The organism is Ensifer sp. LC11 (assembly GCF_001695835.1).
GTDB lineage: Bacteria > Pseudomonadota > Alphaproteobacteria > Rhizobiales > Rhizobiaceae > Ensifer.
This window is the reverse complement of record NZ_MBSO01000020.1, coordinates 37,648-51,023: the sequence shown is the minus strand read 5'-3', so window position 1 is coordinate 51,023 and position 13,376 is coordinate 37,648. Positions and strand designations below refer to the sequence as shown.

Here is a 13,376-nt window from a genome sequence, read left to right as displayed (position 1 = left end):
CTATTCCTGTTCGAACGCTGCCGAGACGCGTGCAGCTCCGAGCCGTGTAAGACAGGACTGCGCCGATTCGCCAGCGTCTTTGTTTTGCCGCACCAGCCGGCCGAGGCGGGCGAACGCGGATTCCATTCCATTCTCATCGGTGTAGGCGCTTGGCAAGCCATTGGCAGCCCCATTTACGACAAGGCCGTATCCTGATGGCGCACCGACCAGCGTCAGCTCGGACGGCTTCGGACGGGCGCAGCCCTTGGCGCAGCCGGAAAGATGTACGGTGAGCGAGCCGTCGAGCAGATCGGGTGCCGTTTCGATGAGGCGGTGCGCGACCGCCTTGGTCTCCATTCGCCCCGACGCACAGCCCTTGCTGCCGGCGCAGGTGGCGATCGCGTTGCGCGGGTCCTTTTCCGCGATGCGAAACCCGTGTGCCGCCGCCAGGCTCTGCGCGACGGCCGCCGTCTCGCGCGTCAGGCCAAGCACGAAGAGCGCGTGCCCGGGCGCAAGCCGGATGGCGGTGGCGCCAAGCTCCTGGACCTGGTGGAGGAGGGAGACAAGCACTGATGCCTCCACCTGAGCAAAAGCGAGGCCGAGTCCAAGAACCACTTCGGATCGGCCCAGTTCGTGAATGCCCGGTATTGCGGCCGAGCCTTGGGCTGCTGAACGCTCGCACCGCCCCTCGCCGCGACAAAGGGCGCGAAAATCGCCGGGATCGAGATCACGCCCACGCGCCGTCAGTCCGAGGCTCGAAAGCGTCTCCAGAATGGCGATCAGCGCCGGGACCACGGCGTCGCCGGCAAGCGCGCCGACAAGACCTCCCCTCGCCGCGGTTCCGCCAAGCGACAGCAACCAGACGACACCATGCGGGGTCGGAAGCGCCTGAAGGCGAATGTCGGCGACGACGGCATCGAGCCCGAAGCGGCCGCCACCGTCGATGACGCCGGAGAGTTTCGGCGCAAGCCGCAAGGGCGGCCGGTGCGCGAACAAGGCTTCCCGAAGCGCCGCCGCGATCGGACGGGGATCGGCGATCTCAGCCGGATCGATCCCGGTCAAAGGCGGCACTTCGATCGCAAGGCCCTCGGCGATCGTGATCTCGGCATCACCGATCGCCTGCGCCAGTGCCGGCACCGTCGCCTCACTCAGGCCGCGCAGCTGCAGGTTTCCGCGCGCGGTGATCTCGATGATGCCGTTGCCGAAGTGCTCGGCCGCAGCCGCGATCGCGATAACCTTCGGAAGCGTCAGGCTGTCCTCGTCCGGTCGCAACCGCACGAGCAGGCCATCGCCGGTCTGCATCGGTGCGGCGAGTGACGGACAGGCGCCGCGCCGCATGGCGGCGCTGGCACCGGGCTCTCCGGTCGATGGAAGGGCGCAACTGGTCATCAAATCCGTCATCGCTTGAGGTTCTCCTCCCTGAAGAAGCCCCTTAAGACGCTATAACACAGCGGCAAACCTTGAGTGAGATCAAACACGACGCAGATCGGCCCGCCACCTCACGCCTCGAAATCGGCGCCCTTGCGCAAGAGATAGATGTCCATGATCCATCCCATCCTCTCGCGCGCCGCCGCTCGGGTTTCGAGGATCCGGTCCTTCACCTCCGCGAGACGGCCGGAAATAACGATCTCGTCCGGCGTGCCGAGATAGGCGCCCCAATAGATCTCCGCATCGGGATCGTCGATGCGCTGGAACGCCTGCTCGCCATCGAGCATGACGACGGACGTCTGGCTCGTAACGGGGAAGCTTTCATGCAGCCGGCGACCGGTGGTGATTTCCACCGGCTTGCCGACGAGATTCAAGGGAATGCGATGGCTGGCGCAGAGCGCCTGCAGGCTGGTGATCCCCGGAATGACGTCGTAGTCGAAGGCAACCTGCCCGCGCGCCTTGACGCGCTCGACGATGCGGATTGTGCTGTCATAGAGCATCGGGTCGCCCCAGACGAGAAACGCGCCGGTTCCCTCCTCCCCCAACTCCTTCGACAGGAGCCCTTCGTAGATCGTGGCGATCCGGGCGTGCCAATCGTCGACGCTGCCGTCGTAGCTGACGCCCTCGGTCCGGCGCACCGGCACCGCGAATTCGACGGTACGGCTGTCGCTGCGCGTGACATAGCGGGCGCAAATGTCACGCCGCACTTCGGCAAGCTCGGTCTTCTTCGCCCCCTTGGTCGGGATGAAGAGCACGTCGGCCTGGTTCAGCGCATTGATCGCCTGCACCGTCATGTGCTCCGGGTTGCCCGAACCGATGCCGATGATCAGAATTTTGCGCATGCCCGCCTCCACCTGTCTTTTCACAGGCGTCTTAGGCGCATCGCCGCCGCCGACGCAAGCGCCTCGCGCGACAGCGAGCCCGCCAGCAGCGCCAACCCAGCTTCAGTTGGTCTCAGTCGCAGCAGGATTTTCCGGCAGCCGCCAGTCGATCGGATCGTAGCCCTTGCTCTCGAGGAAGGCATTGGCCTGGGAGAAATGCCGGCAGCCGAGAAAGCCGGAATGGGCCGACAAGGGCGAAGGATGCGGTGCGCGCAGCACCAGATGACGCGAGCGGTCGACGAAGGCCGCCTTCTTCTGGGCATAGGAACCCCAGAGCATGAAGACGACGGGATGATCGGCCTCGTTGACCGCGCGGACGATGGCGTCGGTGAAGCGTTCCCAGCCGCGCCCCTGATGCGACGCCGCATTCCCGCGCTCAACCGTCAAAACACTGTTCAACAGAAGCACACCCTGTTTTGCCCAGCTCTCGAGAAAACCGTGCCGCGCGGGCGGAATGCCGAGGTCGGTGTTCAGTTCCTTGTAGATGTTGACGAGCGAGGGCGGCGTCCTGACACCCGGCCGCACGCTGAAGCAGAGCCCGTGCGCCTGGCCATCGCCGTGATAGGGGTCCTGGCCGAGAATGACCACGCGCACCTTGTCGAGCGGCGTCAGATCGAGCGCGCGAAAATACTCGGGCCCGCGCGGGAAAATCTGCCGGCCTTCGTTTTTCTGGACCAGCAGGAACTGCTTGAGGTCGGCCATATAGGCGCTGGAAAACTCCGGCGCCAGCGCTGCCTTCCAGCTCTCTTCAAGCTTCACCGCCGTTTCCATTGCGCCTCCGGTCCATCTCTTGGCATCGAGGCCTGCAATTTATGCCGCCCGACCGCCATCGCAAGCCCTATCGCCGCCAACCGGCCGATGGTGCACGGCTTTTGTGTCAGCCGCCGCGGTGCACGCAGGCTGTGGCACTAGGCGTTCGCAAGAGCATTGTATTTCAATGGATACAACGGTAATCAGGAAACGATATCGTTGTATCCTAAGAGATATCACGCTTCGTTGGAGGGAAATTGATGATCAAGAGAAGAGACTGGCTGAAGGGCCTGGTGCTGGCGCTCGGCCTCGCCTGGGCCGGCAGCACTGTCATGCCGGCGTCCGCGCAGGCCGAAGAGAAGGTAACGGTCTTTGCGGCCGCGAGCCTCAAGAACGCGCTCGATGCGATCAATGCCGAATGGCAGAAGGAAAGCGGCAAGGAAACAACCGTTTCCTACGCGGCAAGCTCCGCACTCGCCAAGCAGGTCGAACAGGGTGCCCCGGCCGATGTCTTCATCTCCGCCGATCTTGCCTGGATGGACTACCTCGCCGAGAAGAAGCTGATCAAAGACGACACCCGCGCAAACCTGCTCGGCAACCGCATCGTGCTCGTTTCCGGCAAGGCGGATGCCACCCCGGTCGATATCGAGCAGGGCTTCGACCTGGCAGCGATCCTGGGTGACGGCCGTCTCGCGATGGGGGCCGTCGATTCCGTTCCGGCCGGCAAATACGGCAAGGCCGCACTCGAAAAGCTCGGTGCGTGGAAGGCCGTCGAACCCAAGGTCGCCGGCGCTGAAAGCGTTCGCGCAGCCCTCCTCCTCGTTTCGCGTGGTGAAGCGCCCTATGGCATCGTCTACCAGACCGACGCCGCAGCCGATCCCGGCGTGAAGGTCGTCGGCACCTTCCCGGAAGACAGCCACCCGCCGATCGTCTATCCGATCGCGCTCACGGCCGAGAGCAAGAGCCCGGAAGCCGCTGCCTATGTCGAGTTCGTCAAGTCGGCGAAGGCAGCAGCGCTGTTCGAAAAGCAGGGCTTCACTGTGCTGAAGTAAGCGACCTGAAAAGACGGTGGATCGCGGCTGTCCAGAGGCAGGCGAAGCATCTATCGTCACAACCGCGTCGCCCGCGCCCAAACGCGGGCGACGCAATGTCAGAGGCAGCGGCGGATGCAGGCGGACAGCTACATTCCACCGGCCACGTATCGGGGAGCGGCATCTGTTGGACTGGCTTGCAGTGAGCGATGCGGAATGGACGGCGATCCTTTTGAGCCTGCGCGTCGCGACCGTCGCGATGATCTGCAGCCTGCCCTTCGCGCTCGCCGTCGCCATGCTGCTTGCCCGCGGGCGCTTCTTTGGCAAGATGCTGCTGAACGGTCTCGTTCATCTGCCGCTGATCCTGCCGCCCGTCGTTACCGGCTTTCTGCTGCTCCTGCTCTTTGGTCGCCGCGGCCCGCTCGGCGCCTTTTTCGCCGACTATTTCGGCCTGGTCTTCTCCTTCCGCTGGACCGGTGCTGCCCTTGCCTGCGCCGTCATGGCCTTTCCGCTGATGGTGCGCAGCATCCGCCTGTCGATCGATGCGGTCGACCGCAAGCTCGAGGACGCGGCAACCACGCTCGGCGCCAGCCCGCTCTGGGTCTTTGTCACCGTCACCCTGCCGCTGATCATCCCCGGCATCATCGCCGGCATGATCATCGCCTTTGCCAAGGCGATGGGCGAGTTCGGCGCAACCATCACCTTCGTCTCCAACATTCCCGGCGAGACGCAAACCATATCCTCGGCAATCTACACCTTCACCCAGGTGCCCGGCGGTGATGCCGGCGCCATGCGGTTGACGATCATTTCGATCATCATTTCCATGGCCGCACTCATCTTCTCCGAACTGCTGGCGACATTCGCCGCCCGCCGGGTGGCGGCCCAATGAGCCTCACCGTCGAAGCTCGCCACCGGCTCGGCAATTTCGCGCTCGACGCCGCCTTCACTTCGGACGGCGGCGTCACGGCACTGTTCGGCCGCTCCGGCTCGGGCAAGACCTCGCTGATCAACATCATCGCAGGCCTCATGAAGCCGGAGAGCGGCCGCGTGCTGCTTGACGGCGACGTCATCGCCGACAGCGAACGCCGGATCTTCACGCCCGTGCATCGCCGCCGCTTCGGCTATGTCTTCCAGGAAGCGCGGCTTTTCCCGCATTTGAGCGTGCGCCGCAACCTTGCCTATGGCCGCTGGTTCTCGGGCAAGAGCGGTTCGGGTGGCGACTTTGCCCGCGTCGTCGACATGCTCGGCATCGGCCACCTGCTCGAGCGCAACCCCTCGGCGCTTTCCGGTGGCGAGCGGCAGCGCGTCGCGATCGGCCGCGCCCTGCTGGCGGCACCGCGCCTGCTTTTGATGGACGAACCGCTTGCCGCTCTCGACGACGCCCGCAAGGCCGAGATCTTGCCCTATCTCGAACGGCTGCGCGACGATGCCGGCATCCCGATTGTCTATGTCAGCCACTCGGTTGGCGAGGTTGCCCGCCTGGCAAAGCGTGTGGTCGTTCTTGAAAACGGTCGGGTGACTGCATCGGGCGCTGCCGCCGAAGTCCTGAGCGCACCGGCCGCCATGCTTGCCACCGGCCGGCGTGAAGCCGGCGTCGTGCTCGAAGGCGTGGTCGAAGGAACCGATGCGGCCCACGAGCTGACGACGGTTCGGGTCGGTGAGGAGCGGCTGCGCATAGCGAATGTCAGCGCGACGCCGGGAGCTACGCTCCGTCTGCACATCGCTGCGCGTGACGTGATGCTGGCGACGAGCCGACCGGAAGGTATCAGCGCCCTCAACGTGCTCGAAGGAAACATCTTCGCCCTGACCAGCGAAGAGGACGGCAGCGTCGATGTCCGCGTGTCTTGCGGCGGTGCGACCATCGCCGCCCGCATCACTCGCTTCTCGCGCGATGCACTTGCGCTTGTTCCCGGCAAGGCGGTCTATGCCATCATCAAGTCGGTGGCGATCGATCATTAGAGCGCCGTGCGTTCATACGCAGCAAGGACGCTCTAGCACTTTGATTCTAGAGCATCTTTCCGCCTCGGGTGGATCCACTTGAGAGCGGGATGCTCTAGATCAATGTGGGAGTTCAGCCCGCGCCGCGAACGCTTTCGAGCCAGGCGAGATCGTCGGCGATTGCGGCTTTCGCCTTCTCCTCCATCTCCCGGTAGCGACGGATCAGCGTCTCGCCAAAGGGAGTCACCAGGGCCCCGCCACCCTGCTTGCCGCCGCGTTGCGATTCGACCGAAGGCTCGTGGAACATCCGGTTCAGCGCATCGACCAGCAGCCAGGCGCGGCGATAGGACATGTCCATCGCCCGGCCGGCGGCCGAGATCGAGCCGGTCTCGCGGATCAGTTCGAGCAGCATGATCTTGCCGCGACCGAGCCGGTCGGCGGGAGGAAAATCGATGCGAAGGACGGGTCGAAGATCGGGACGGCTCTCACTCATGCCAGCGAGCATAAGACCTTGCGAAGAAAACCGAAAGTCCGCCCGGCATCGAGCCTGCGGAGTTTCCCGTGCGAGGTCGCCGACGCACCATCCTCCGCAAACGAAAGGTCAAATAACGGGTCTTGATCTCCGGGCTTCGGCATGCACCGATGGCGCAACACCCATCCGAAAGCGCTTCCCCCATGCCCGGCCCAACGCTCGACCCGACCGCAACCGATACCAGCCTGCCCGCGAAGGCCGATGTCGTCATCGTTGGTGGCGGCATTATCGGCGTCAGCACCGCCCTTTTCCTCGCCGAACGTGGCATCGATGTCGTGCTCTGCGAAAAAGGTATGCCCGGAGCAGAACAGTCGAGCCGCAACTGGGGCTGGGTGCGGGTCATGGGCCGGGACGAGCGCGAGATCCCGCTCGCAATCGAGGCACTGAGAATCTGGGACACGCTTGACGCCCGCGTCAGTGGCGAGACCGGTTTTCGCCGCAGCGGCATTCTCTACATCTCCGAAAACGAACGTGACGTCGCCAATCGCGACGCCTGGCTCGCCATGGCGAAACCCTATGGCGTCGACAGCCGGCAGATTGGCGCCGACGCGACCGCTGCGGCGATGCCGGGTGCTGTCCTTCGCTATGAAGGTGCGCTTTTTACCCCAAGCGATGGGCGGGCCGAACCGCAGAAGGCAGTGCCAGCGATCGTCGCGGGCGCCCGCCGCGCCGGTGCCCGCATCCTGACCGGCTGCGCCGTGCGCGGCGTCGAGCGGGCGAGTGGTCGCATCTGCGCCGTTGTGACCGAGAAAGGCCGGATCGAGACATCCACGGTCGTCGTTGCCGGCGGCGCCTGGTCGCGCCTGTTTCTCAAGGGTCTTGGAATCCGGCTGCCTCAGCTGAAAGTGCGCAACACGGTGCTCAGAACCGGCCCGGTCTCGGGCGGCCCGGAGGGCGCCGGCGCAACCGCGACCTACGCCTATCGCAAGCGCCTCGACGGCGGCTACACGATTGCCGATGGCGCCGCCAACCTGCATGCGATCGTGCCCGACAGTTTCGCCTTCTTCCGCGATTTCCAACCGGCGCGAAAGGCTGAAGGCGAGGCCGTGCAGGTTGGTATCAGCGCTCAGAGCTGGAACGAACTGTTCGAAATAGGCGCCGTCCCGCTCGATCGGCCCGGCGCATTCGAGCGTCACCGCATGCTCGATCCCAATCCGGATTCCCGCCGCGCCTTGCATGCTCTCGACGCCGCCGCAAAGGCTTTCCCGTTCCTGCGCGAGACCAAGGTGCAGCAGATCTGGGCCGGCCTGATCGACGTGACGCCCGACGCCGTACCGGTGATTTCGTCGGCGGAAGGCGTTCCGGGCCTCATCATCGCGACCGGATTTTCTGGCCACGGTTTCGGCATCGGACCCGGCGCCGGCCATCTCGTCGCCGATCTCGTGACCGGAGCACAGCCGATCGTCGACCCTGCTCCGTTCCGCCTCTCCCGTTTCCTCGACGGAACGCCGATCACGCTTGCTCCGCCGGTTTGATCGCCGCCGCCGGAGAATGGCCGCGAAAGAAAATTTCAAGCGGCGACCGGCGAGACCACGCGCGGCACAACGCGTGGGCGCGCTCCCGGCAGGATTCTATCTTTCTTTACTTCAGCCCGCTCCGAGCCACTGAAAAACCTTCATAAGCCCCGGAACTCGTGGCAGTCTGTGGGCATTCCCGTCGGGAGAGCGGGGCTTCAGGAGGAGTGTACGCAGACCTCAGGCAGAGGAGCCTTATGGGGTCGAAGCGTACGTCTTCGCATAGTCAGTCCGATCGTTTTCCCGATCCAGAGCATTTCCGGCAAAAGTGCGCAGCGGTTTTGCGTCCGGAAATGCGTGAGAACAGAAATGAAGATCGGTTCAACTGGAACCGATCTTGATTTGGTGCGCTGCGCACTCCGGAGGAGGCCGGAAACCGCATGAGCGATCTCGATCGACTTAGCCTGCATGTCCCCGAACCGGCGGTTCGGCCCGGAGGCCAACCGGATTTCTCCAACGTCAAGATCGCGAAAGCCGGCTCCGTGCCGCGGCCGGAGGTCGATGTTGCGTCCGAAGAGATCCGCGACCTCGCCTATTCGATCATCCGCGTCTTGAACCGCGATGGCGAAGCGGTCGGCCCCTGGGCCGGACTGCTTTCTGACGACGAACTTCTCGCCGGGCTTCGCCACATGATGACGCTGCGCACCTTCGATGCGCGCATGGTCATGGCGCAGCGGCAAGGCAAGACGTCCTTCTACATGCAGCATCTGGGCGAGGAAGCGGTCAGCTGCGCCTTCCGCCGGGCGCTGGTAAAGGGCGACATGAATTTCCCGACCTATCGCCAGGCGGGGCTCCTGATCGCCGACGGCTATCCCATGGTCGAGATGATGAACCAGATCTTCTCGAACGAGAGCGACCCGTTGCGCGGCCGGCAGCTGCCGATCATGTATTCCTCCAAGGAGCATGGCTTCTTCACCATCTCCGGCAACCTCGCCACGCAATATGTGCAGGCGGTCGGCTGGGCGATGGCGTCGGCGATCAAGCGCGACACCAAGATCGCCGCCGCCTGGATCGGCGACGGCTCGACGGCGGAGTCGGACTTCCACTCGGCGCTGGTCTTTGCCTCCACCTACAAGGCGCCGGTCATCCTCAACATCGTCAACAATCAGTGGGCGATCTCCACCTTCCAGGGCATTGCGCGCGGCGGCTCCGGCACCTTTGCCGCCCGCGGCCTCGGCTTCGGCATCCCGGCGCTGCGCGTCGACGGCAACGACTATCTCGCCGTCTACGCCGTCGCCAAATGGGCGGCCGAACGCGCACGCCGCAACCTCGGCCCGACGCTGATCGAATACGTCACCTATCGCGTCGGCGCCCATTCGACCTCCGACGATCCGAGCGCCTATCGCCCGAAGACGGAATCGGAGGCCTGGCCGCTCGGCGATCCGGTCCTGAGGCTGAAGAAGCACCTGATTCTGCGCGGCGCCTGGTCGGAAGAACGCCATGCCCAGGCGGAGGCCGAGATCCTCGACGAAGTGATCCAGGCGCAGAAACAGGCCGAAGGCCACGGCACGCTGCATGCCGGCGGCAAACCCTCGGTGCGCGATATTTTCGAAGGCGTCTATGCCGAGATGCCGCCGCACATTCGCCGCCAGCGGCAGAAGGCAGGATACTGATATGGCCAGAATGACAATGATCGAAGCCGTGCGCAGCGCCATGGACGTCTCCATGGAGCGCGACGACAATGTCGTCGTCTTCGGCGAGGACGTTGGCTACTTCGGCGGTGTCTTCCGCTGCACGCAAGGGCTCCAGGCGAAATACGGCAAGACCCGCTGTTTCGACGCGCCGATCAGCGAAAGCGGCATCGTCGGCACCGCGATCGGCATGGCGGCCTACGGTCTGAAGCCCTGCGTCGAGATCCAGTTCGCAGACTACATGTACCCGGCCTACGACCAGATCACCCAGGAAGCGGCCCGCATCCGCTACCGCTCCAACGGCGATTTCACCTGCCCGATCGTGCTGCGCATGCCAACCGGCGGCGGCATCTTTGGCGGCCAGACGCACAGCCAGAGCCCGGAAGCGCTCTTCACCCATGTCTGCGGCCTGAAGGTGGTGGTGCCCTCCAATCCCTATGACGCCAAGGGCCTGTTGATCGCCTCGATCGAGGATCCGGACCCGGTGATGTTCCTGGAGCCGAAGCGGCTCTACAACGGCCCCTTCGACGGCCATCACGACCGGCCGGTCATTCCCTGGTCGAAACACGATCTCGGCGAAGTGCCGGAAGGCCACTACACGATCCCGATCGGCAAGGCGGAAGTCCGCCGCCAGGGCTCCGCCGTCACCGTCGTCGCCTATGGCACCATGGTGCATGTGGCGCTTGCGGCGGCCGAGGAGACCGGCATCGACGCTGAAGTCATCGATCTGCGCAGCCTGCTGCCGCTCGACCTCGACACCATCGTCAAGTCAGTGGAAAAGACCGGCCGCTGCGTTGTCGTGCATGAGGCAACGCTCACGTCAGGCTTCGGTGGCGAAGTTGCGGCCCTCGTGCAGGAGCATTGTTTCTACCATCTCGAAGCGCCCGTCGTACGCGTCGCCGGCTGGGACACGCCCTACCCGCACGCCCAGGAATGGGACTATTTCCCCGGCCCCGCGCGTCTCGGACGCGCGCTCGTCGAAGTGATGGAGGCCTGAGATGGGCGAATTCGTAATCAAGATGCCCGATGTCGGCGAAGGCGTGGCCGAGGCCGAACTCGTCGAATGGCATGTGAAGCCGGGAGATCCCGTGCGCGAGGACATGGTGCTCGCCGCCGTGATGACCGACAAGGCAACCGTCGAAATCCCCTCGCCCGTGACGGGCACCGTGCTGTGGCTCGGCGCCGAAGTGGGCGACACCATCGCCGTGAAGGCCCCGCTCGTTCGCATTGAGATTGCCGGCGAAGGGGAAGCAGCGGCTCCGGCGGACGACAAGCCGGCCGCCAAGACGGAAGAAAAACCCGCCGTAAAGGCCGAAGCGCCCGCGCCGGTCGCCAAGCCTGCTCAGCCGGCCAAGGTCGAGGCGAAGGCACCGGTGGTAAACGGCGTTCAGCCAGCGGGCGAGCGGCTGGAAAAGGCGCTGGCATCACCCGCCGTGCGCCTGCGCGCCAAGGAAAGCGGCGTCGATCTGCGCCAGGTGTCAGGCTCCGGTCCGGCCGGCCGCATCACCCATGACGATCTCGACCAGTTCATTGCCCGCGGCGCCCAGCCGGCGCTGGCGCCTGCCGGCCTGCAGCGCAAGACCGCCGTCGACGAAATCAAGGTGACCGGCCTTCGCCGCCGCATCGCCGAGAAGATGTCGCTTTCGACCTCGCGCATTCCCCACATCACCTATGTGGAAGAGGTTGACATGACGGCGCTCGAAGACCTGCGCGCCACCATGAACCGCGACCGCAAGCCCGACCAGCCGAAGCTGACGATCCTGCCCTATCTGATGCGCGCGCTCGTGCGCACGATCGCCCAGCAGCCGGCAGTCAACGCAATCTTCGACGACGGCCCCGGCATCATCCACCGCCATCACGCCGTCCATATCGGCATCGCCACCCAGACGCCAGCCGGCCTCACCGTTCCGGTCGTGCGCCATGCGGAGGCGCGCGGCATTTGGGATTGCGCCAACGAACTCAATCGTCTGGCGGAAGCCGCACGCACCGGCACCGCCACCCGTGACGAGCTCACCGGCTCGACGATCACCATCTCGTCGCTCGGCGCGCTCGGCGGCATCGCCTCCACCCCGGTCATCAACCATCCGGAAGTGGCGATCGTCGGCGTCAACAAGCTCGCCGTCCGCCCGGTCTGGGACGGCACGCAGTTCGTGCCGCGCAAGATCATGAATCTGTCCTCGAGCTTCGATCACCGCGTCATCGACGGCTGGGATGCAGCCGTCTTCGTGCAGCGGCTAAAGACCCTGCTCGAAACGCCGGCGCTTATTTTCGTGGAGGCCTGAGGCGATCATGAAGGAAATTTCCTGCAAGCTGCTCGTGATCGGCTCCGGCCCCGGCGGTTACATTTGCGCGATCCGTGCCGGCCAGCTCGGCCTCGACACGGTCATCGTCGAGAAGGCCAAGGCCGGCGGCACCTGCCTCAATGTTGGCTGCATTCCCTCCAAGGCACTGATCCATGCCGCCGAGGAGTTTCACAAGTTGCGTGCGGCCGCCTCCGGCCGCAGCCCGCTCGGCCTGTCGCTCGCCAACCCGTCAATCGACCTTGCCCGCACCATCGCCTGGAAGGACGGCATCGTCGGCCGCCTGAACAGCGGCGTCACGGGGCTGTTGAAGAAGGCGGGCGTCAAGGCCGTGATCGGCATCGCCCGTTTCGTTGACGGCAAAACGGTCGATGTCGAGACCGAAACCGGAGTGCAGCGCATCCGTGCCGAGGCAATCGTGATTGCCACCGGGTCCGCGCCGGTCGAACTGCCGGACCTGCCCTTTGGCGGGCCGATCATTTCATCGACCGAGGCGCTCTCGCTGAAGAGCGTGCCGAAGAGCCTCGCCGTGATCGGCGGCGGCTATATCGGGCTTGAGCTCGGCACTGCCTTTGCCAAGTTCGGCAGCCATGTCACCGTGCTCGAAGCGCAGCCCCGCATCCTGCCGCAATATGATGCCGATCTTTCCAAGCCGATCGCCAAGCGCCTCGGCGAACTCGGTATCGAGGTCTTCACTCAGACGGTTGCCAAGAGCTACTCGGCCGAGACCGGCAGCCTGCAAGCCGAGCACAATGGCCGCGCCATCGACGTTGCCGCCGACAAGGTGCTCGTCACCGTCGGTCGCAAGCCGGTGACCGAAGGTTTCGGGCTGGAAGAGATCGACCTTGACCGCACTGGCCGCTTCATCCGCATCGACGACCAGTGCCGCACCTCGATGCGCGGCATCTACGCGATCGGCGACGTCACCGGTGAGCCGATGCTGGCGCACCGTGCCATGGCGCAAGGCGAAATGGTGGCGGAGATCGTCGCCGGCCACAAGCGCAGCTGGGACAAGCGCTGCATTCCGGCCGTCTGCTTTACCGACCCGGAGATCGTCACATCAGGGCTCTCGCCCGACGAGGCGCGTGCCAACGGCATCGAGGTCAAGATCGGTCAGTTCCCGTTCCAGGCGAACGGCCGCGCCATGACGACGCTTGCCGAAGACGGATTCGTGCGCGTCGTCGCCCGCGCCGACAACCATCTGGTGCTCGGCATCCAGGCGGTCGGCCACGGCGTCTCGGAACTCTCGGCAAGCTTCAGCCTGGCGATCGAAATGGGCGCACGCCTCGAAGACATCGCCGGCACGATCCATGCGCATCCGACCCAGTCCGAGGCTTTCCAGGAATCGGCGCTGAAGGCGCTGGGGCACGCACTGCATATCTGACGCCGCGC

12 protein-coding genes are annotated in these 13,376 nt (G+C 64.9%); 8 read left to right on the top strand and 4 right to left on the bottom strand.

The window, feature by feature from the left end; translation table 11 throughout:
• The 3 genes from cobG to ung form a co-directional block, all read right to left on the bottom strand.
• Positions 1-1,317 carry a precorrin-3B synthase gene (gene cobG / locus BBX50_RS15365; RefSeq protein ID WP_244513161.1) on the bottom strand — a complete coding sequence of 439 codons (1,317 nt, stop codon included), beginning with the start codon at positions 1,315-1,317 and terminating at the stop codon, positions 1-3.
• Positions 1,318-1,478: 161 nt separating this feature from the next.
• Positions 1,479-2,249 (bottom strand): precorrin-6A synthase (deacetylating), encoded by a 771-nt coding sequence (gene cobF / locus BBX50_RS15360; protein ID WP_065776198.1) that lies wholly within the window; start codon positions 2,247-2,249, stop codon positions 1,479-1,481.
• A 102-nt stretch (positions 2,250-2,351) separates the two neighbouring features.
• On the bottom strand, positions 2,352-3,059 hold the full coding sequence (ung, locus tag BBX50_RS15355) for a uracil-DNA glycosylase (RefSeq protein WP_065776197.1): 708 nt from the start codon (positions 3,057-3,059) through the stop codon (positions 2,352-2,354).
• A 239-nt stretch (positions 3,060-3,298) separates the two neighbouring features.
• Between ung and modA the strand changes: the two genes are divergently transcribed.
• The 3 genes from modA (at position 3,299) to modC (ending at position 6,028) form a co-directional block, all read left to right on the top strand.
• Positions 3,299-4,090, top strand: a complete 792-nt coding sequence (gene modA, locus BBX50_RS15350) for a molybdate ABC transporter substrate-binding protein (RefSeq protein WP_065776196.1) — start codon at positions 3,299-3,301, stop codon at positions 4,088-4,090.
• A 166-nt stretch (positions 4,091-4,256) separates the two neighbouring features.
• Positions 4,257-4,958 (top strand): molybdate ABC transporter permease subunit, encoded by a 702-nt coding sequence (modB, locus tag BBX50_RS15345; protein ID WP_065776195.1) that lies wholly within the window; start codon positions 4,257-4,259, stop codon positions 4,956-4,958.
• Positions 4,955-6,028, top strand: a complete 1,074-nt coding sequence (gene modC, locus BBX50_RS15340) for a molybdenum ABC transporter ATP-binding protein (protein WP_065776194.1) — start codon at positions 4,955-4,957, stop codon at positions 6,026-6,028. Before modB ends, modC begins: the two co-directional genes overlap by 4 nt.
• 112 nt (positions 6,029-6,140) lie before the next feature.
• Here modC and BBX50_RS15335 read toward each other — a convergent pair whose 3' ends face one another.
• Positions 6,141-6,500 (bottom strand): winged helix-turn-helix domain-containing protein, encoded by a 360-nt coding sequence (locus BBX50_RS15335; RefSeq protein ID WP_065776233.1) that lies wholly within the window; start codon positions 6,498-6,500, stop codon positions 6,141-6,143.
• Positions 6,501-6,682: 182 nt separating this feature from the next.
• Here BBX50_RS15335 and BBX50_RS15330 point away from each other — a divergent pair, with 182 nt between their 5' ends.
• From BBX50_RS15330 to lpdA, 5 genes are all read left to right on the top strand, one after another.
• Positions 6,683-8,014 carry an FAD-binding oxidoreductase gene (locus tag BBX50_RS15330; protein ID WP_065776193.1) on the top strand — a complete coding sequence of 444 codons (1,332 nt, stop codon included), beginning with the start codon at positions 6,683-6,685 and terminating at the stop codon, positions 8,012-8,014.
• Positions 8,015-8,433: 419 nt separating this feature from the next.
• Positions 8,434-9,666: a 3-methyl-2-oxobutanoate dehydrogenase (2-methylpropanoyl-transferring) subunit alpha gene (locus BBX50_RS15325; protein ID WP_065776192.1), complete on the top strand. Its 1,233-nt coding sequence runs from the start codon at positions 8,434-8,436 to the stop codon at positions 9,664-9,666.
• 1 nt (position 9,667) lies between these two features.
• A complete protein-coding gene (locus tag BBX50_RS15320) occupies positions 9,668-10,681 on the top strand; it encodes an alpha-ketoacid dehydrogenase subunit beta (protein WP_065776191.1) in 1,014 nt (337 codons plus the stop codon).
• Between the two features lies 1 nt (position 10,682).
• Positions 10,683-11,966 (top strand): dihydrolipoamide acetyltransferase family protein, encoded by a 1,284-nt coding sequence (locus BBX50_RS15315; RefSeq protein WP_065776190.1) that lies wholly within the window; start codon positions 10,683-10,685, stop codon positions 11,964-11,966.
• 7 nt (positions 11,967-11,973) lie between these two features.
• Positions 11,974-13,368 (top strand): dihydrolipoyl dehydrogenase, encoded by a 1,395-nt coding sequence (gene lpdA, locus BBX50_RS15310; RefSeq protein WP_065776189.1) that lies wholly within the window; start codon positions 11,974-11,976, stop codon positions 13,366-13,368.
• Positions 13,369-13,376: the final 8 nt, after the last annotated feature.

Bases quoted from the DNA above. Each gene is read 5' to 3' on its own strand.
- cobG (WP_244513161.1), bottom strand. From the start codon at position 1,317: ATGCGGCGCGGCGCCTGTCCGTCACTCGCCGCACCGATGCAGACCGGC.
- cobF (WP_065776198.1), bottom strand. From the start codon at position 2,249: ATGCGCAAAATTCTGATCATCGGCATCGGTTCGGGCAACCCGGAGCAC.
- ung (WP_065776197.1), bottom strand. From the start codon at position 3,059: ATGGAAACGGCGGTGAAGCTTGAAGAGAGCTGGAAGGCAGCGCTGGCG.
- modA (WP_065776196.1), top strand. From the start codon at position 3,299: ATGATCAAGAGAAGAGACTGGCTGAAGGGCCTGGTGCTGGCGCTCGGC.
- modC (WP_065776194.1), top strand. From the start codon at position 4,955: ATGAGCCTCACCGTCGAAGCTCGCCACCGGCTCGGCAATTTCGCGCTC.
- BBX50_RS15335 (WP_065776233.1), bottom strand. From the start codon at position 6,500: ATGAGTGAGAGCCGTCCCGATCTTCGACCCGTCCTTCGCATCGATTTT.
- BBX50_RS15330 (WP_065776193.1), top strand. From the start codon at position 6,683: ATGCCCGGCCCAACGCTCGACCCGACCGCAACCGATACCAGCCTGCCC.
- BBX50_RS15325 (WP_065776192.1), top strand. From the start codon at position 8,434: ATGAGCGATCTCGATCGACTTAGCCTGCATGTCCCCGAACCGGCGGTT.
- BBX50_RS15320 (WP_065776191.1), top strand. From the start codon at position 9,668: ATGGCCAGAATGACAATGATCGAAGCCGTGCGCAGCGCCATGGACGTC.
- BBX50_RS15315 (WP_065776190.1), top strand. From the start codon at position 10,683: ATGGGCGAATTCGTAATCAAGATGCCCGATGTCGGCGAAGGCGTGGCC.
- lpdA (WP_065776189.1), top strand. From the start codon at position 11,974: ATGAAGGAAATTTCCTGCAAGCTGCTCGTGATCGGCTCCGGCCCCGGC.